Below are 18,117 nucleotides of genomic sequence, written 5' to 3'. Positions count from 1 at the left end.
AAATGAGTGCGGTCGGCACCGGATGAGCGCCAACGGGATTCGAAGGGGTAGAAGCATCCGGGTCGCGGCCCCCACGGGGCAACTACCAAGCAGACACCCTCAACAAGGAGCGATCGTGGCGCGCGACATCGCGGCTCCCCCCACTCTTCCCACCGAGCACCAGGAACTCATCTCCTGGGTGAACGAGATCGCGGCGATAACGGAACCCGACCAGGTCGTCTGGTGCGACGGTTCCGAGGCCGAGTACGAGCGCCTGTGCGGGGAGCTCGTCGCCAAGGGCACCTTCACCAAGCTGGACGAGGAAAAGCGCCCGAACTCCTACTACGCCGCGTCCGACCCGAGCGACGTCGCCCGCGTCGAGGACCGTACGTTCATCTGCTCCGAGAAGGAGGAGGACGCCGGTCCGACGAACCACTGGAAGGCCCCCGCCGAGATGCGGGAGATCTTCACCGGTGAGAAGGGCGTCTTCCGCGGCTCGATGCGCGGTCGCACGATGTACGTCGTCCCGTTCTGCATGGGCCCGGTCGGCTCCCCGCTCTCCGCGATCGGCGTCGAGATCACCGACTCCGCCTACGTCGCCGTCTCGATGCGCACCATGACGCGCATGGGGCAGGCGGTGCTGGACGAGCTCGGCACCGACGGCTTCTTCGTCAAGGCCGTCCACACCCTGGGCGCCCCGCTGGAGGAGGGCCAGGAGGACGTTCCGTGGCCGTGCAACTCCACCAAGTACATCTCGCACTTCCCCGAGGACCGCGAGATCTGGTCCTACGGCTCCGGCTACGGCGGCAACGCCCTGCTCGGCAAGAAGTGCTACGCGCTGCGCATCGCCTCCGTCATGGCGCGTGACGAGGGCTGGCTCGCCGAGCACATGCTCATCCTCAAGCTCACCCCGCCGCAGGGCGAGGCGAAGTACGTCGCGGCCGCGTTCCCGTCGGCCTGCGGCAAGACCAACCTCGCCATGCTGGAGCCGACGATCCCCGGCTGGACCGTGGAGACCATCGGCGACGACATCGCCTGGATGCGCTTCGGCGAGGACGGCCGCCTCTACGCGATCAACCCCGAGGCCGGCTTCTTCGGCGTCGCGCCCGGCACCGGCGAGCACACCAACGCCAACGCCATGAAGACGATGTGGGGCAACTCCGTCTTCACCAACGTCGCGCTCACCGACGACGGCGACGTCTGGTGGGAGGGCATGACGGAGACCGCTCCGGCCCACCTCACCGACTGGAAGGGCAACGACTGGACGCCCGCGTCCGACACGCCCGCCGCCCACCCCAACGCCCGCTTCACCGTCCCGGCCGGGCAGTGCCCGATCATCGCGCCGGAGTGGGAGGACCCGAAGGGCGTGCCGATCTCGGCCATCCTCTTCGGCGGCCGCCGCGCCTCCGCCGTCCCGCTGGTCACCGAGTCCTTCACCTGGCAGCACGGCGTCTTCCTCGGGGCCAACGTGGCCTCCGAGAAGACCGCCGCCGCCGAGGGCAAGGTCGGCGAGCTGCGCCGCGACCCGTTCGCCATGCTGCCGTTCTGCGGCTACAACATGGGCGACTACATGAACCACTGGATCAAGGTCGGCGCGGACAAGGACCAGTCCAAGCTCCCGAAGATCTACTACGTGAACTGGTTCCGCAAGAACGACGCGGGCAAGTTCGTGTGGCCCGGCTTCGGCGAGAACAGCCGCGTCCTGAAGTGGATCGTCGACCGCCTCGACGGCCGCGCCGAGGGCGTCGACTCCCCGATCGGCGTCCTGCCGGCCAAGGGTTCCCTCGACACCGAGGGCCTGGACCTCTCCGAGGCCGACCTGGACTTCCTGCTCGACGTCGACAAGGAGGTCTGGCGCGAGGAGGCTGCGCTGGTCCCCGGTCACCTCGACACCTTCGGCGACCACACGCCCAAGGAGCTGTGGGACGAGTACCACGCGCTGGTCGAGCGCCTGGGCTGACGCTCCCCGGGCGCGCCCCGCACGGGACGCGCCCGCACACCCCCGCGGCCGGGCCCCGGACATCCGCCCTGACCTGTGGGGCCGACAGCCCGCCGCGGTACGACGACCCCCGGAACCCCCTCACGGTTCCGGGGGTCGTTCCCGTTTCCGGCCATTCCCGCGTTTTGCGGTGAACGCCCGGGGATCGCCGTAAGGCAACCCAGGGCTTGCGCACGGGACCTTCACAACGCTTCGATGATCCTTCACATCGGCTCCGGCTCGGTCGGCCGGGGCAACAGAGCCTGTGGGGGATCCAGTTGAGCAGGAAAAGGCACTCCGTACGCATCGCGGCGACGCTCGCCGCGCTGACCCTCGGCACGGCGGGACTCACCGCGCTCGCGCCGCCGTCCGCCCACGCCGCGGACGGTCCCGAGCCCAGCGACACCGTGGCCAAGCTGCCGATGTCCTCGTACGCGGCGATGGTCGTCGACTCGGTGCACGAGCGCGTCTACGTGACGGACGGCCAGGCCCGCGCCACGAACAGCCAGGTCCACATCTACAACTTCCAGGGCCAGAAGACGGGATCGGTCGCCGTCGGCACCGTCCCGTCCGGGATGGCGCTGAGCACGGACAGCGGGACGCTCTACGTCTCGCAGTCCTCGGCCGTCCTGGCCTTCTCCACCGAGACCTGGGAGCGCACCGGGATCGTCGGCACCGCGACCGCGCCGACCTGCCCGCGCGACGTCGCCTTCGCCGGCGGCAAGGAGTGGCACGCCGAGACGCCGTACAACGGAACCGACTGCACCAACTTCTGGAGCGGGCTCTACGGCTCGACGGGCAACACGCTCGTCAACACCGGGTGGAACGCGGCGAGCCGGCTGCGACTGGAGAGCGACCCCGAGGTCCCGGACCGCCTGGTGATGGCGCAGACCCGCAGCACCACCGAGACCAACCCCTTCGTCACCTTCTTCGACGCGAGCGGCGACACCCTCGTGCGCGGCCCGGAGCGCCGCTTCGCCGACGCCCAGGGGCAGGGCGGCCTCGACATGAAGGACGTGGCGCAGTCCCCGGACGGGCGCCGGATCGCGGTCGCCGACGCCGCGTACGGCACCCGGCTCCTGGACACGGCCGACCTGTCCGACGCGCCCGTCCCGTACCAGCCGCTGCCCGAGGGGGCCAAGGCGTCGGCGGTGGCGTTCAGCGGCGACGGCACGTACATCGCCCGGGGCGCCTCGGCGACCGGGAGCACGCCCGACCTGCTGGTGCAGCCCGCCGACCCGGCGTCCGGCCGGGCCCCGCTGGAGTTCGTCTTCGAGGGCGCGCTCGACGGGGACCGGGTCGTGCCGCGCGGGCTGGGCTGGTCGGCGGACGGCTCGCGGCTGTTCGCCGTCACCACCGACCGGACCACCACCGAGTACTGGCTGCACATCATCAAGCCCCCGGCCGCCCAGTACGACTCCCGGTTCACCGGCGGGCTCTCCACCACGCCGGGGCAGCCCGTCGTCGGCGAACCGGTCGGGATCAGGGGCCGGCTGGAGCTGGACGGCCCCGCCCCCGCCGAACCGGCCAGGGTGACGGCGGTGCGGCACGACGCGAACGGCGACCGGAAACTCGCCCCCGTCGAGGTCGACCCGGACGGCTCGTTCACCGTCCTCGACGTGCCGTCGCTCGTCGGGGACGCCACGTACACCGTCTCCTTCACCGGTGACGTCACCCACCGCCCCGCCGAGGACGTCAGCCTCGCCGTCACGGTGGCCAAGGCCCCGACCGCGCTCACGCTGCGGGCCCCGGCGGAGGCGGTCAGGAGCGAGGGCCTGACGATCACCGGCACCCTCACCGGACAGGGCAGGGCGCTCCCCGCCGGGATCACCCTCTCCGTGGTGCGCACCGACCGGAAGGGCACCGGCACCCTCACGTCGGCCGCCGTCGCCGCCGACGGCACCTTCACCGTCAACGACCTGCCCCGGGCCGCCGGGCAGGTGACGTACGAGATCGGCTACGCCGGGGACGAGCTGCACGCCGGCTCGACGGCCACGGCGACGGTGCGCGTCCGCAACTGACGCGCGAGGCCCTGCCGGACCCTGTCCCCGAGGTGCCGGCGCCCCGCCGAAAGGCCGGGCGCCGGCGCATCGGGGACACGTCCCCCTACCCGTTGCGGCCCCGGTCCTCCAGATGGCGGGTGTGGGACTGCTGGCGGCGGGCCTCCGTCTCGCGCAGGGCGGCCGCCAGGGCCGTGGCCTCGCGGTGCAGCAGGGACAGCTGGTGCTCCAGCTGGTGCTCGGGCGGTTCCGCGCCCGGGGCGATCCGGGTCCACCAGCGGGTCCGTACGAAGGTGTCGACCGCCTCCGGGATGTCCTGGTGCACGGTGCGGGACAGGGCGTGGACGCCCTCCGGGTCGGTGGTCAGGGCCCCGGACGCCCAGCCGGGGGCGAGGAGCCCGTCGAGCAGTTCCATCAGCTCGGTGAGCCGGCCCGACGCGGCGGGCGGCAGCTCCACCGCGTCCAGGTACTCCCGCAGCGTCCCGAACCCATCCCGCACCGCGTCCAGCCGCGACGACGCGTCGGGGAGATCCGGGAATCCCGGCGCGGGCGGCCGCTCGGGCGGGGCGATCAGCGCGCCCGCCGCGTACAGCCCGGCCACCACCGCCGGCCAGTACGTCCCGGCGAGATGGGTGAAGGTGAGGGCGAGGCCGGCCAGCCCGCCGACGCACCCGGCGATGTTCTTCCGCGACTCCAGGTAGGCCAGCACCCGGCCCGGGGAGCCGCCGCCCGGGGCCGCCCCGTTCCTACTGGTACCCACGGATCTCCTCGAAGGCGCCGTCCAGCGAACCCTGCCCCCGCTCCTTCGTCGCGTCGAAGAGCCGTCCGCCGGTCAGGGCGGCGATCCGGTCCAGCTCGGCCCGGTCCGAGTCGCCGAAGACGACCGGGAAGACCGGGGTGGCCCGGCGCGCTTCGGGCAGGGCGCGGTAGTAGGCGGTGAAGTCGCGGGCGGTGTCGCCGACGGTGTTCTCGCCGTCCGTCATCAGCACGATCGAGGTGAACGCGGACTCGGTGTCCGCGCCGATCCGCTCGTACGCCGACCGCAGACTGGAGTAGATCGCCGTCTCGCCCCCGGCGCTCAGCGCGGCGGTGTCGGCGCGCAGCGCGGCCAGGCCCCGGCGCGGGTCGGCCGGGTCGACGGTATGGGTGCGGACCTGTTTCACCGACGAGCCGAACGGCAGCAGGGTGACCTCCTCCCGCTCGCGGAAGTCCCCGGTCAGCCCGGTCAGCGCCACCTTCAGCGCCGCCAGCCGGTCCCCGGCCATCGAGCCCGAGGTGTCGAGCACGTACACCGTCCGCGAGGGGCGGCGCAGCTTGTTCTCGTAGGCGTGCAGCAGCCCGTCGGCGACGGACCGGGAGCCGGGGAAGGGCAGTTCGCGGCGGGTGTCGGCCCCGAGCGGCGGTGCGGGCCGCACCGAGGGGACGACCGGGCGGCGGAAGGTGTCCCGGGTCAGCTTCCGCTGCGCGCCGGGGGTGCGGAGGTACGCGGTCAGCGCGCGGACCGCGTCCTTGGCCCCGGGCGTGGCGGAGGTGAGCGCGCTGAGCGGGTAGTCCGCCGTCAGCACGCCGTCGCGGGGGCGGATCACGGTCAGCCCGGTGTGGCTGTCGCGGTTCAGCGAGAGCAGCACCGACTCGTAGTTGATCAGCGCGTCCACCGTGCCGCGCCGGGCGTACGCGGTGGCCAGCCAGCCCGAGGAGCCGGAGGTCAGCCGCTGCCCGGCGAAGAACTCCTTCAGCTTCCCGCTCGCCCCGCGCACATCGGCGTCGGTCAGCGCGGCCTGGGCGCCCGAGAGCCCGGAGGCGACCGAGACCAGCGCGGAGAAGCCGGAGTTGGAGCGGGCCGGATCGGTCATCCCGTACGTCAGCCGGCCCTCGGCGACCGCCCGGTGCACCTGCGACCAGGTCACCTCCGAGGGCCGCCAGCCCAGCCGTCGCACCGTCGACGCACGGACCCCGAGGGCCACCGGCGACGTCATCAGCGGGGTCTCCGAGGTGAGGTGCGCGGCGGCGTCCGGGTGCAGCCGCAGATAGTCGTTGGAGGAGAGCCAGACCGCGTCGTACGCCCGGTCCGCCGTGCCGGAGCCGAGCTGTTCGACGGCGTCGAGGGTGCCGGTCCAGGTGGGCCGGACGGTGATCCCGGTCGCCTTCCTCGCCTCTTCCAACAGGGGCTTCATGTCGGCGAGTTCGCTGGAGGCCAGGATGCGCAGGGTGCCGGGGCGCCGTGCGTCGCCGCTCGGTCCGGACCCGCCCGGGGAGTTGTCGCCGCCCGGGCCCGAGCAGGCGGCGAGCAGGGCGAGCGCGGCGGCGGACAGCAGGGCGGCGAGCGGGCGCGGCGCCCGGCGCCGCGGCCCGCCGGGCCGTCCTCCGCGGTGGTGCTTCGTCGGCCGGGGCTCTTCGGTCATGGCTGGGTTCTCCCGGGAGGCGTGGGGCGTCAGCCGCGGGTCCGCCGGGCCATCGCGCGCAGCACCGTCGCGGTGGGCACGGGCGCCTGGCGGACCCCGGTCAGTTTCTGGTCGATGTAGTCGGTGTGACCGGCGGTGGCCGCGGTGAACTCGGCGGCCGCGCCCTGCGGCCGGAAGCCGTGCCGCACCGCGAGCCTGCGCAACTCCGGGTCGGTGGAGAGGAGTTCGCCCAGTCGGCGGCCGGCGGCGGTGAGCGGTACGAGGGTGTGGTCGCTGGAGACGGTGGTGTCGGGGTAGAGGAGGACCAGGTCACCGGCGTCCTGGTGCTGCATCAGCAGCGCGGCCACCTGGGACTCGTAGACCAGCACCAGGGGGTTGCCCACCCCGCTGATGAAGTCCCGGAACGGGGCGTCGCTGCTGGTCTGCTGGGCGCCCTGGACGCGGATCAGCTTCCTCAGGAGCGGGGCGGTGCGGTCGATCGCGGCGTTGTCGGCGGCGACCCGGCCGCCGTCGGCGACATAGGACGCGGCGGCGAGGTAGAGGGCGCCGGAGTTGGACGAGACCGGGTCGGTGCTGGTGATGAACACCGTGCCGGTCAACTCGGCGCGGCCCTCGGCCCCCTTGAGCTGCTGCCAGGTCCGGTCGTCGCGCGCGGCCCGGAGGTAGGGGCCCATCAGCAGCTTGCCGCTGGTCCGCCCGTGCAGTACGGCGAGGCCGTTGGCGGCCAGGACCTGGGCGGCGGCCCGGTGGGCCACGACGACCAGCGGGGAGTAGAAGGGCCGGAGCGGCCCGCCGGTGACGGCCGACCGGCGCTGGAGGTCGTCGGCCGGGGCCTTCGAGCTCGGGAAGGCGAAGTCGTACCCCTTGAGGGAGAGCCGGTCCATGGCCCAGGAACCGGAGGTCTCCGCCTTGACGGTGAGCCCCCGTCGGGCGAGGGCCTTCACCACACCGGGATCGGCGAAGAACTCGGCCTTCTCCGACCCGATCACGCCCCGCACGGTCTCCGTCGCCGTGCCCGGGTCCTTGCTGTCGCGGCCCGCTGCGACGGCTATGGCCACCCCGCCGATCAGCAGCACCGCCAGAACGATGCCCACGATGCGTCTCACAGCCGAAGCCTGCTCGCGGAAACCCACATTCCGGGTCGGGCCGGGTGGACGGAAGGTTAAGCGCTGATCCCAGTACGCAACGGGGGCGGTACGAGGGTGGAAACGGGGCGGGGGTGCACGGGTGGAGGGCGCCCGGCCCACGCGCCTCGACGGCACGCGGACCGGGGCCGTCAGCGGGCGCCGGCCAGGGAGGCCGGTGCGGGGGCGGCCAGTGCCGCGGTGTGGGCGTCCATGCGCTCGGCCGCGAGGATCGCCGCGGCCGTGTCGGCGCGCGACGCGGCGACCACCAGCGCGCGGCCCGCGAGGGCGTGGGCGCGGCGGTGCAGCGCGGCCCCGGGGGCCCCGGTCCGGCCGGCGTGGCGGGCGGGGGGTGCGCCGCGCAGCCGGGCGACCTGGGTGGCGATGCGGTCGCCCGCCGCGCCGAGGCCCAGCTCGTCGGTGACCGCGAGGAGCGCGGCCAGGTGCCCGGCGAGCTGGATGTCCAGCTCCTCCTCGCGGGAGCGGCCCGGGAAGTCGTCGTGGTCAACCGGTGTGTGGACCGATTTGGTGCGGATCGGTTCGTACATGGATGGCCTCCTCCGGGGTGCGGTGTGGCCATCCTACATTGGATTCAGTCTAAAGTTGACTGCGATCGAAGCGGGGGTGGGTGCTCAGGGCTGGCCGTATCCGTCCAGGAAATGTGCGATCCGGGTCACCGCGTCGGCCAGGTCCTCGCTCGTCGGCAGGGTGACCACCCGGAAATGGTCGGGTTCCGGCCAGTTGAAGCCGGTGCCGTGCACGACCATGATCTTCTCGGCCCGCAGCAGGTCGAGCACCATCTGCCGGTCGTCCTTGATCGGATAGACCTTGGGGTCCAGGCGCGGGAAGAGGTACAGCGCCCCCTTCGGCTTCACGCAGGTCACACCGGGGATCCGGGTCAGCAGCTCGTACGCGGTGTCCCGCTGCTCCCGGATGCGCCCGCCCGGCAGCACCAGGTCGTCGATCGACTGCCGGCCGCCGAGCGCGGTGGCCACGGCGTGCTGCGCGGGCATGTTGGCGCAGAGCCGCATGTTGGCCAGGATCGTCAGCCCCTCGATGTACGAGGAGGCGTGGGCCTTCGGGCCGCAGACCGCCAGCCAGCCCGAGCGGTAGCCGGCCACCCGGTAGTTCTTGGAGAGCCCGTTGAAGGTGAGGACCAGCAGGTCGGGGGCGATCGTGGCGGTCGGGGTGTGGGTCGCGCCGTCGTACAGGATCCGGTCGTAGATCTCGTCGGAGCAGACCACCAGGTTGTGGCGGCGGGCGATCTCGGTGAGCCCGCGCAGCATCTCCTCGTCGTACACCGCGCCGGTCGGGTTGTTCGGGTTGATGATCACCAGGGCCTTGGTGCGGTCGGTGATCCGCCGCTCGATGTCGGCGAGGTCCGGCATCCAGTCGGCCTGTTCGTCGCACCGGTAGTGCACCGCCCGGCCGCCGGCCAGCGACACCGAGGCCGTCCACAGCGGATAGTCCGGGGCCGGTACGAGCACCTCGTCGCCGTCGTCGAGCAGCGCCTGCATCGACATCTGGATCAGCTCGGAGACGCCGTTGCCCAGGTAGACGTCCTCGACGTCGAGATCGATGCCCTTGGTCTCGTAGTGCTGCACCACCGCCCGCCGCGCGGACGGCAGCCCCTTCGCGTCGCCGTAGCCGTGCGCCCCGGAGACATTGCGCAGGATGTCCTCCAGGATCTCGGGCGGGCACTCGAAACCGAACGCGGCGGGGTTGCCGGTGTTCAGTTTGAGGATGCGGTGACCGGCCGCTTCCAGCCGCATCGCCTCCTCCAGCACCGGACCCCGGATCTCGTAGCAGACGTTGGCGAGCTTCGTGGACTGGATGACCTGCATGCCCGGGAGCTTACGGCCGTCCGCGCCCGGCGCCGGGGCATTCGTCCGCAATCGCCCCCGCCGCCCCGCCCGCCCCGTCCGGCCCCGACTTCCATCGCCATGCGCCCGCCGCCCCGCGCCGTGGGAACGCCGGGCGGGAGCGCCGTCGCGGCTTCGAATGCACCGGAGGGCGGGCGGGACGGGCCCGGGCGGGTGAGATGCGCCACGGCCCGTCCCGTCCGTCACCCGGGCGGCCGGGCGGCGGGGCGTCCGACGGCGGGTGAATGCCGAACTCGGCGGCCGGCGCCGGCAGGGCCTCGTCGCCGTCGGCGGTGCGCGTCTGGAGCTCCCACCGCTCCGGCGGGCCCCCGTGAGGGATGGTCACGAGCCGGTGGCGGCCCGGCTGTCGGATGCCTCGGCGCCCGTGACCAGGGGGACCGGCTCCAGCGGCCCGCCGGTGGAGCCCACGGCCCGGGACGGAGGCGGGCCGGTCCTCCGGGTGGACGTCCCGGGGCCGGGCTGTTCCGGGGCCCGGCGGCTGGAAACCGCCCCTTGTGGGGGGTCCTCTTGTACGCCAACATGCGCATGTCAATTTGGACAGGACTTCGCGGGTGGGGCCGTCGGGCTCCTGCCCGGGTCACTTGAGAGGACCCCCACATGAAGAAGCCTCTCGTCGGTGCGGTGTTCGCCGTCGCGCTCCTCGGGGCGGGTGTCGCGCCCGCGACCGCCGCGACCGCTCCGGCCGGCGACACGACGGCGCCCGCCGCCACGGTGAAGGCCAAGCCCAGGGCGAAGGCGGTCAACTTCGCCGGGACCGTGGCGCTGAGCAACTGTTCCGGCTCCGTCGTCCGCACCCCCGACTCCCAGCCGGGCGACCCCGCGCTGGTGCTCTCCAACGGGCACTGCATGGAGACCGGGTTCCCCGGGCCCGGCGAGGTCGTCCGCGACCAGCCGTCCACCCGCAGCTTCACCCTGCTGAACGCCTCGGGCACCGGCGTCGGCACCCTGCGCGCCAGCAAGATCGCGTACGGGACGATGACCGACACCGACATCTCGGTCTACCAGCTCACCAGCACCTACGCCCAGATCGAGAGCACCTACGGCATCAAGGCGCTGGAGCTCAACACCGCGCACCCGGTCCAGGGCACCGCCATCACGGTCGTGTCCGGCTACTGGAAGCGGACGTACGCCTGCAACGTCGACGGCTTCGTCTACCGGCTCAAGGAAGGCTCGTGGACCTGGAAGGACTCGGTCCGCTACACCTCCGCCTGCCAGACCATCGGCGGCACGTCCGGTTCCCCGGTGATCGACAACGCGACCGGCAAGGTCGTCGCCGTCAACAACACCGGCAACGAGGACGGCCAGCGCTGCACGGACAACAACCCGTGCGAGGTCGACGAGAGCGGCAACGTGACGGTGCGCCAGGGCATCAACTACGCCCAGGAGACGTACGGCATCGTGCCGTGCATCGGCCCCGGCAACCAGTTCGACCTGAACCGTGCCGGGTGCGTCCTGCCCAAGCCGTGACCGGGTGACCCCGTCCGCCGCCGCAGCGCCCGGCCGTCCCCGGGTGCCGCGGCGGCGGCGCGTCGTCCGTCAGCCCCGCGCCGTACGGTCGACCGCCGCGGTGATCCCGTCGAGCAGCACGCCGAGCCCGGCCTCGAAGGTCGCCCGCGCCTCCCGCTCCAGGAACGGCACCGACTCCTCGCCCGGCGCGGCCTGACGGGGCGCGCTCGCCCCCTCCAGCGCGGCCAGATCCGGATACCGCGCCGCGAAATCGGGCGCCACCTCGGCCAGCAGCGCCGAGCGCGCGAACCACCACCGCTCGTCCGGCTCGCCCGTCGCCGCCGCGGCCTGCCGCGCCTCGGCGACCGTCCCGGCGCAGCCGCGCACGAAGTGGGACAGGGTGCCGATCAGCCGCCGCAGCAGGGGCGCGTCGAGCCCCGTCGCGGTCAGCAGTCGCACCAGGGTGTCCAGCCCCGCGTACTCGTGCGGACCGAGCACCGGGCGGGCCTGGGAGACCTGGAGCACCCAGGGGTGGCGGAGGTGGAACTCCAGGCCGTCGTGCGCCCAGGCGGTGAGCCCGGCCCGCCAGTCGCCGTCGTCCGGGTAGCCGGCGGGCAGTTCGGCGTGGACCTGGTCGTACATCAGGTCCAGCAGTTCGCTCTTGCCGGGGACGTACGTGTAGAGCGCCATCGCCGTACGGCCGAGCCGCTCGCCCACCGCGCGCATCGACAGCGCGGCCATCCCCTCGGCGTCCGCCAGTCCGATCGCGGCCGCCACGATCGCGTCGACGCTCAGCGCGGGCCTCGGGCCGGGTCCGGGGCGCCGCTCCGGCGCCCCGGACCGCGTGCCGCGCCACAGCAGGGACATCGAGCGCCGGGCGTCGCCCTGTCCGGCAAAGACCACCACTTGCGACTCCTTACGCCGTAAAGTAACTTCTCCCGAGCAATTCCTTACGCCGTAAAGTATCAGTCGGGGGTCCGTCCCCGGCGGGGAGGTGGGGCCGCGATGGGACAGGCACTGGCCGTGTCGTACGTACGGGTCGTCGTTGTGGAGCGGATCACGCCGCGCACGGCGCGGATCGCCTTCACCGGGGACGCGCTGGCCGGGCTGCTGGAGGACCGGCCCGACCAGCAGATGAAGCTCTGCTTCCCGCGGCCCGGCCAGGCGCTGCCCCGGCTGCCGGAGCCGGCCGCCGACGACACGTACGGCATGCGGTGGTACGAGGCGTACCTGGCGATCCCGGAGGCCGGGCGGCCGCTGCTGCGGAGCTTCACCGTGCGCGGCCACGACCGGGCGGCCGGGGTGATGACGGTCGACTTCGTGCTGCACGGCGACGACGGGCCCGCCGCCCGCTTCGGCCGGGAGGCGCGCGTGGGCGACGTGCTCGGCATGATCGGGCCCTCGTCGCTGTACGCCCGTCCGCTGCCCGCCGCCGACTGGCTGCTGCTCGCCGGGGACGAGACGGCGCTCCCCGCGATCGGCACCCTGCTGGAGTCCCTGCCCGCCGGGGCGCGGGCGCTCGTCCGGGCCGAGGTCGCCGACGCGGCGGAGGAGCGCCCGCTGCCCTCGGCGGCGGAGGTGGCCGTGGAGTGGGTGCACCGGGACCGGGGCGGCTCGCTGCTGGACGCGGTGCGGGCGGCCCGGCTGCCCGAGGGGGCCGGGGCCGCGTGGCTGGCGGGCGAGGCGGGCACCGTACGGGCGCTGCGCCGCCACCTGGTCGAGGAGCGCGGGATGGACCGGAAGGCCGTGGAGTTCGCCGGGTACTGGCGGCGCAGCCTCACCCAGGACGACGCCCCGACCGAGGAGGACCTGGCCTGGGCGAAGGAGCAGGGCGGGTTCTAGAGGCTCCTCCCGCGCGTTCCCGGGCCGCGGACGGACCGGCCCGCGAGGGTCTGGGTGCGGCGGCCGTCCTCGATGACGAAGCGGCCGTCGATCAGGACGTGCGGGATGCCCGTCGGAAGGGTGCGCGGCGCCTCGAAGGTGGCGCCCGCGGCCACCGTGAGCGGGTCGAGGAGGACGAGGTCGGCGCGGTAGCCCTCGCGGACGTACCCCCGGTCGGGCAGGCGCAGCCGCCTCGCCGGGCGCGAGGTGAGGTGGGCGACGCACTCCTCCAGCGAGAGGACGCCCAACTCCCTGACGTACCGGCCGAGATAGTGCGGGAAGGTGCCGTAGGCGCGGGGATGCGGCTTGTCGCCCTGGAGGATGCCGTCGCTGCCGCCGGTGTGCACCCGGTGGCGCATGATGCGGCGCACGTTCTCCTCGTGGCCCACGTGCTGGAGGATCGTGGGGCCGAGCCGGTCCTCGACCAGCAGCCGGCGCGCGGTCGTCCAGGGCGTCTCGCCGCGCAGCCGGGCCGACTCGGCCACGGTGCGGCCGACGTGGTCGGCGAGGGCGGGCGTGCCCACCCCGGAGATCTCGATGGTGTCCCACTCGATCGGCACCCCGTGGCAGCCGTCCGAGCCCAGCTCCTCCAGATGGTGGCGGATCCGCTCGGCCGCGGCGTCGTCGGCGAGCCGGTCCAGCACCGCCCCGGGGCCGCCCTCGCACGCCCAGCTCGGCAGCATCGCGAAGAGGGTGGTGCAGCCGGGGGTGTACGGGTACGTGTCGAGGGAGATGTCGGCGCCCGCGTCGAGCGCCTCGTCGAGCAGGGCGAGCAGCTCGGGCGCCCGGCCCTCGTTGACGCCGAAGTTCATGGTGGCGTGGGCGAGATGGAGGGGGCAGTCCGCGGCCCGGGTGAGCCGCACCATCTCCGCGTACGCGTCGAGCGCGCCCGCCCCGTACGAGCGGTGGTGCGGGCAGTAGTAGCCGCCGTGCGCGGCCACCACCCGGCACAGCTCGGTGAGTTCGGCGTCGTCCGCGTACATGCCGGGGGTGTAGGTGAGGCCGGAGGACATGCCGACCGCGCCCTCTCTCATGCCCTGCGCGACCAGCTCCTTCATCCGGTCCAGCTCGGCGGGGGAGGCGGGGCGGTCCTCCCAGCCCATCGCGTACATCCGGACGGTGCCCTGCGGGATCAGGTAGGCGGCGTTGACGGCGATGCCCCGCCCGCCGAAGCCGCGGTCCAGCCGGTCCAGGTACTCGCCCACGGTGCGCCAGTCGAAGTCGACGTCCGTCTCCTCGGGCGCGCCGCCGTTCCAGCCGGAGATGGAGCGGCGCACCTCGGCGAGGGTCCGGTCGTCGACCGGGGCGTACGACAGGCCGTCCTGGCCGAGCACTTCGAGGGTGACGCCCTGCGCGGCCTTGGCGCTGTGGTCGGGGTCGCGGAGCAGCGCGAGGTCGCTGTGCGCGTGCATGTCGACGAAGCCGGGCGTGAGGGCCAGCCCGTCGGCGTCCAGGATCCGGCGGCCGGAGGGGCGGGGGCCCGCCGCGCCCTCCGGCCGGATCTCGGCGATCCGGCCGTCCCGGACGCCCACGTCGGCGCGGCGGCCCGGGGCGCCGGTGCCGTCGACGACGTACGCGTTGCGGATGACCAGGTCCATGGGGTGGTGCCTTTCGGGGGAACGGGCCGGGTGGATCAGAAGAAGGTGCGGACGTAGTCCGTGACCGTGCCGTCCTCGGTGACCAGCGGGATCAGCTGCCACTTGTCGAAGACGGTGCACGGGTGGGAGAGGCCGAGCCCCACCCAGTCGCCCACCTCCAGCCGCGCGTCCGGCCCGGTGCGCAGCCAGATGTGCTGGTCGGAGAGGCGGTCGACCGTGATGTCCGTCGCGGGGCGGACCTCGCCGTCCCGGCCGGAGCGCACCACCTGGGCCTCGGGGAGGTCGAGGTCGTACGCGGCGTCCCGCTTGCCCGCGTTGAGGAAGGCCTGCTCGTCCGTGGGGCGGGAGACGACCTGCGCCCACAGCCGGAACGCGGGCCGCAGCGAGCCCTCCTCGGGCACCCGGTTGAACGGGGTGAGGCGGTGGTAGTGGATGTCGTCGTGCGAGACGTACGCCCCCGAGCGCAGCAGCTTCAGCACCGGCGCGGAGAGCTCCGGGATCCGCGCGAACACGTCCGCCACCGCGTCGAACCAGGCGCTGCCGCCCGCGCTGACCACGATCGGCTCGCCGGGCGCGAAGCGGCCCGCGCGGTCCAGGTCGGCGGCGAGCGCCACGAGCCGGTGCAGCCAGTCGCGCACCCGCTCACCGGTCGCGTCCGGCACCTCGCCCTCGTAACCGGCCACGCCCACCAACCGCAGCGTCCCGGTCGCCGCGACCGCGTCGGCCACCGCCGCGCACTCCGCCTCCGTACGGGCCCCGGTGCGGGCGCCCTCGCCCGCGCCCAGCTCCACGACGACGTCCACGGCCCGGGAGGCGCCCGCCTCCCGCAGGGCCGCGTCCATCAGCTCGACGCCGCGCACCGAGTCGACGTAGCAGACGAAGCGGAACTCCGGGTCGGCGTCCAGTTCCCCGGCGAGCCAGCGCAGCGCCGCCGCGTCCACCAGCTGGTTGGCGAGGAAGATCCGCCGGATGCCGAACGCCCGGTAGACCCGCGCCTGGTGCGGCACGGCCGCGGTGATGCCCCAGGCGCCGTGCTCCAGCTGACGGGCGAAGAGCTGCGGGGACATGGACGTCTTGCCGTGCGGGGCGAAGGCCAGCCCGTGGCGCTCGGCGTACGTGCGCAGCAGGGCGAGGTTGTGCTCGACCGCCTCGGCGGACAGGGCGAGCACCGGGGTGGTGAAGCCGCCGGTGTGGAGGTTGCGCCGCTGGGCGGCGAGGGCCCCGACGGTCAGGCCCTGCGCGTCGGGCGGCAGCGCCTTGAACCGGTGGTCGACCACTTCGGCGGCGAGTCCGCCGGCGCGTTCACCGGCGAGGGCCGTCGCTGACCGGTCGACGTTCCCGGGGGAGTGCTGGGCGGCCAAGAGGATCCTCCTCGATCACTCATGCGTTGCATAGTATGCAACGATCATTGCGTATATCGCTTGTCCCTGTCTACCATCCGAGCCGACGCCCGTGGTCCGTCGCGTGCGCCCGTTCCGTATCCCGGACGCCCGTCCGCCAGACCTGCGAGGAGCCCCGCGTGTCCGGAACCCCGGCCAGGACCGCCGCCGACACGGCCGCCGCCACCGACGTCGTGTGCCTCGGCGAGTCCATGGTGACGTTCCTGCCGTCGCGTCCCGGACGCCTCGCCGACGTCCCCTCCTTCGACCGCGGCATCGGCGGCGCCGAGTCCAACGTGGCCTGCGCCCTGGCCGCCGCCGGGCACCGGGCGGCCTGGGTCAGCCGGGTCGGGGCGGACGGCTTCGGCGACCACCTCGTCGAGACGATCACGGGGTACGGGGTCGACACCTCCGGGGTGCGCCGCGACCCCTCCCGGCCCACCGGCGTCTACTTCCGCACCGCCACCGACCGGGCCACCGACACGCACGAGGTCGCCTACTACCGGGCCGGTTCCGCCGCCTCCGCCATGTCCCCCGACACCGTCCCCCGCACGACGCTGCCCACCGCCCGGATGCTCCACCTGTCCGGGATCACCGCCGCGCTCTCCGCCGGCTGCCTGGCCCTGCTCCACCACCTGACCGAGGACCGGCCCGGCCGCCCGGCGGTCTCCTTCGACGTCAACCACCGCCCCGGCCTGTGGCGCGGCACCGACGCCTCCCCCCGGGTCCTCCTCGACCTGGCCCGCCGCGCCGACCTGGTCTTCGTCGGCGAGGACGAGGCGCGTGAGGCCTGGGGGGTGAACGGCGCGGAGGCGGTCCGGGCCGCGCTGCCGGAGCCGTCCGTCCTGGTCGTGAAGCACGGCGCGGACGGCGTGACGGTCTTCTCGGGCACCGGGACCGGCCCCGGCACCGCCACCGCCGTCCCCGCCCTCCGCGTCGACGTCGTCGCCCCCGTCGGCGCGGGCGACGCCTTCGCCGCCGGGTTCCTCTCCGCCACCCTGCGCGGCCTCCCCGTCCGCGACCGCGCCCGCCACGGCCACCTGATGGCCGCCGCCGTCCTCACCGTCCCCGGCGACCTCACCGAACCCCCCGCCCGCGCGCACGCCGACGCCCTTGCCGCACTGGACGACGCCGCCTGGGGGAGACTTCGTCTCGGCCCCGGCTGGACGGGGGACGACCAGGAGGTACGTACGACATGAGCCAGACCGTCGACCGGGCGCTGAGCATCCTGCCCCTGCTGGCCCAGGGACCCGCCGACCTCGGGCAGGTCGCCGAGCGGCTCGGCGTCCACAAGTCCACCGCGCTGCGCCTGCTCCGTACGCTCCACGAGCACGGGCTCGTCCACCGCCAGCAGGACCAGCGCTACCGCCTGGGCGCCCGCCTCTTCGTCCTCGCCCAGGAGGCCGTCGAGAACCTCGACGTACGGGAGATCGCCCACCCCTACCTCGTCGAACTCAACGAGAGCTGCGGCCACACCGTGCATCTCGCGGTCCACGAGGAGCAGGAGGTCCTCTACATCGACAAGGTGGAGAGCCGCTACCCGGTCAGGATGTACTCGCGGATCGGCAAGCCCGTCGCGATCACCGTCGCCGCCGTCGCGAAACTGCTCCTCGCCGACCTCCCCGAGCCCGAGCGGCGCACCATCGCCGAGCGGCTCGACTACCCCATGTACACGCCCCGTTCGACCCCGAACGCCGGTGCGTTCCTCAAGGAGCTCGCCGTCGTCCGCGAACAGGGCTGGGCCACCGACCTCGGTGGCCACGAGGAGTCCATCAACTGTGTCGGCGCCCCCATCCGCGGCGCCGACGGACGGGTCGTCGCCGCGATGTCGGTCTCGGCGCCCAACGTCGTCGTCACGGCGGAGGAACTCCTCACCCTGCTCCCGCTGGTGCGCCGCACCGCCGAGTCCATCAGCCGGGAGTACTCCGGCACCCCCCGACCCAAGAAGGCCTGAACTGCGATGACCGAGAAGACCGCCCTCACCCCGAGCACCCACACCACGCCCCCCGCGAAGTTCTCGCACGGGGTGCGGAAGGGGAACATCCTCCAGGTCGCCGGACAGGTCGGCTTCCTGCCCGCCGTGGCCGGCCAGCCCCCGACCCCGGCCGGACCGACCCTGCGCGAGCAGACCCTCCAGACCTTCGCCAACGTCAAGGCGATCCTGGAGGAGGGCGGCGCGAGCTGGGACGACGTGATGATGATGCGCGTCTACCTCACGGACGTGGACCACTTCGCCGAGATGAACGAGATCTACAACGCCTACTTCGCCGAGCAGAACCTCACCGCGCCCCCGGCCGCCCGCACGACGGTCTACGTCGGCCTCCCCAAGGGCCTGCTGATCGAGATCGACGCCCTCGCGGTCCTCGGCTGAACCAGCGGCGGGGTGGTCCGGCCGGACCACCCCGGCTCCGGTACGGGGCGGGCGCCCCGGAACATCGGGTGACGCC

At 73.6% G+C, this 18,117-nt stretch carries 15 protein-coding genes; 7 read left to right on the top strand and 8 right to left on the bottom strand.

Features of this window, described 5'->3' with window-relative positions; translation table 11 throughout:
• Positions 1–115: 115 nt before the first annotated feature.
• Complete coding sequence (locus ACIQGQ_RS01305) at positions 116–1,939, top strand: phosphoenolpyruvate carboxykinase (GTP) (protein ID WP_402389182.1); 1,824 nt, start codon at positions 116–118, stop codon at positions 1,937–1,939.
• Positions 1,940–2,235: 296 nt separating this feature from the next.
• The gene (locus tag ACIQGQ_RS01300; RefSeq protein WP_402389179.1) at positions 2,236–3,978 is read left to right on the top strand and encodes an Ig-like domain repeat protein; all 1,743 of its coding nucleotides are present in this window, start codon (positions 2,236–2,238) and stop codon (positions 3,976–3,978) included.
• 85 nt (positions 3,979–4,063) lie between these two features.
• Here the strand turns inward: ACIQGQ_RS01300 and ACIQGQ_RS01295 are convergent, their stop codons facing one another.
• The 5 genes from ACIQGQ_RS01295 to ACIQGQ_RS01275 form a co-directional block, all read right to left on the bottom strand.
• On the bottom strand, positions 4,064–4,717 hold the full coding sequence (locus ACIQGQ_RS01295; protein ID WP_402389177.1) for a hypothetical protein: 654 nt from the start codon (positions 4,715–4,717) through the stop codon (positions 4,064–4,066).
• On the bottom strand, positions 4,704–6,359 hold the full coding sequence (locus ACIQGQ_RS01290; RefSeq protein ID WP_402389175.1) for a substrate-binding domain-containing protein: 1,656 nt from the start codon (positions 6,357–6,359) through the stop codon (positions 4,704–4,706). The genes ACIQGQ_RS01295 and ACIQGQ_RS01290 overlap by 14 nt, the downstream gene beginning before the upstream one ends.
• 29 nt (positions 6,360–6,388) lie before the next feature.
• Positions 6,389–7,492 (bottom strand): hypothetical protein, encoded by a 1,104-nt coding sequence (locus ACIQGQ_RS01285; protein WP_402389172.1) that lies wholly within the window; start codon positions 7,490–7,492, stop codon positions 6,389–6,391.
• A gap of 143 nt (positions 7,493–7,635) precedes the next feature.
• On the bottom strand, positions 7,636–8,031 hold the full coding sequence (locus ACIQGQ_RS01280; RefSeq protein ID WP_402389169.1) for a hypothetical protein: 396 nt from the start codon (positions 8,029–8,031) through the stop codon (positions 7,636–7,638).
• Positions 8,032–8,115: 84 nt separating this feature from the next.
• Positions 8,116–9,327, bottom strand: a complete 1,212-nt coding sequence (locus tag ACIQGQ_RS01275) for a pyridoxal phosphate-dependent aminotransferase (RefSeq protein WP_402389166.1) — start codon at positions 9,325–9,327, stop codon at positions 8,116–8,118.
• 636 nt (positions 9,328–9,963) lie between these two features.
• Between ACIQGQ_RS01275 and ACIQGQ_RS01270 the strand changes: the two genes are divergently transcribed.
• A complete protein-coding gene (locus tag ACIQGQ_RS01270) occupies positions 9,964–10,833 on the top strand; it encodes a serine protease (protein ID WP_402389164.1) in 870 nt (289 codons plus the stop codon).
• A 69-nt stretch (positions 10,834–10,902) separates the two neighbouring features.
• On the opposite strand, the gene ACIQGQ_RS01265 is transcribed toward ACIQGQ_RS01270, so the two are convergent.
• The gene (locus ACIQGQ_RS01265; protein WP_402389162.1) at positions 10,903–11,718 is read right to left on the bottom strand and encodes a TetR/AcrR family transcriptional regulator; all 816 of its coding nucleotides are present in this window, start codon (positions 11,716–11,718) and stop codon (positions 10,903–10,905) included.
• A gap of 99 nt (positions 11,719–11,817) precedes the next feature.
• Here ACIQGQ_RS01265 and ACIQGQ_RS01260 point away from each other — a divergent pair, with 99 nt between their 5' ends.
• On the top strand, positions 11,818–12,654 hold the full coding sequence (locus tag ACIQGQ_RS01260; protein WP_402389159.1) for a siderophore-interacting protein: 837 nt from the start codon (positions 11,818–11,820) through the stop codon (positions 12,652–12,654).
• Here ACIQGQ_RS01260 and ACIQGQ_RS01255 read toward each other — a convergent pair.
• Both ACIQGQ_RS01255 and ACIQGQ_RS01250 read right to left on the bottom strand, forming a co-directional pair.
• Positions 12,651–14,291 carry an amidohydrolase family protein gene (locus ACIQGQ_RS01255; protein ID WP_402389156.1) on the bottom strand — a complete coding sequence of 547 codons (1,641 nt, stop codon included), beginning with the start codon at positions 14,289–14,291 and terminating at the stop codon, positions 12,651–12,653. The genes ACIQGQ_RS01260 and ACIQGQ_RS01255 overlap by 4 nt on opposite strands.
• 35 nt (positions 14,292–14,326) lie before the next feature.
• The gene (locus ACIQGQ_RS01250) at positions 14,327–15,568 is read right to left on the bottom strand and encodes an alanine racemase (RefSeq protein WP_402390273.1); all 1,242 of its coding nucleotides are present in this window, start codon (positions 15,566–15,568) and stop codon (positions 14,327–14,329) included.
• A 242-nt stretch (positions 15,569–15,810) separates the two neighbouring features.
• Here ACIQGQ_RS01250 and ACIQGQ_RS01245 point away from each other — a divergent pair, with 242 nt between their 5' ends.
• From ACIQGQ_RS01245 to ACIQGQ_RS01235, 3 genes are read left to right on the top strand one after another with little or no spacing between them, the layout of a single operon-like run.
• Positions 15,811–16,869 carry a sugar kinase gene (locus tag ACIQGQ_RS01245; protein WP_402389153.1) on the top strand — a complete coding sequence of 353 codons (1,059 nt, stop codon included), beginning with the start codon at positions 15,811–15,813 and terminating at the stop codon, positions 16,867–16,869.
• Positions 16,866–17,624 (top strand): IclR family transcriptional regulator, encoded by a 759-nt coding sequence (locus ACIQGQ_RS01240; RefSeq protein WP_402389150.1) that lies wholly within the window; start codon positions 16,866–16,868, stop codon positions 17,622–17,624. Before ACIQGQ_RS01245 ends, ACIQGQ_RS01240 begins: the two co-directional genes overlap by 4 nt.
• Before the next feature lie 6 nt (positions 17,625–17,630).
• Positions 17,631–18,041, top strand: coding sequence for a RidA family protein (locus ACIQGQ_RS01235; RefSeq protein WP_402389147.1), 411 nt, complete (start codon positions 17,631–17,633; stop codon positions 18,039–18,041).
• Positions 18,042–18,117: the final 76 nt, after the last annotated feature.

The sequence above is a fragment of the Streptomyces sp. NPDC092952 genome (assembly GCF_044754785.1).
Lineage (GTDB): Bacteria > Actinomycetota > Actinomycetes > Streptomycetales > Streptomycetaceae > Streptomyces.
Note: the sequence above shows the minus strand (reverse complement) of the source record. Positions and strands in the feature narration are given on the sequence as shown.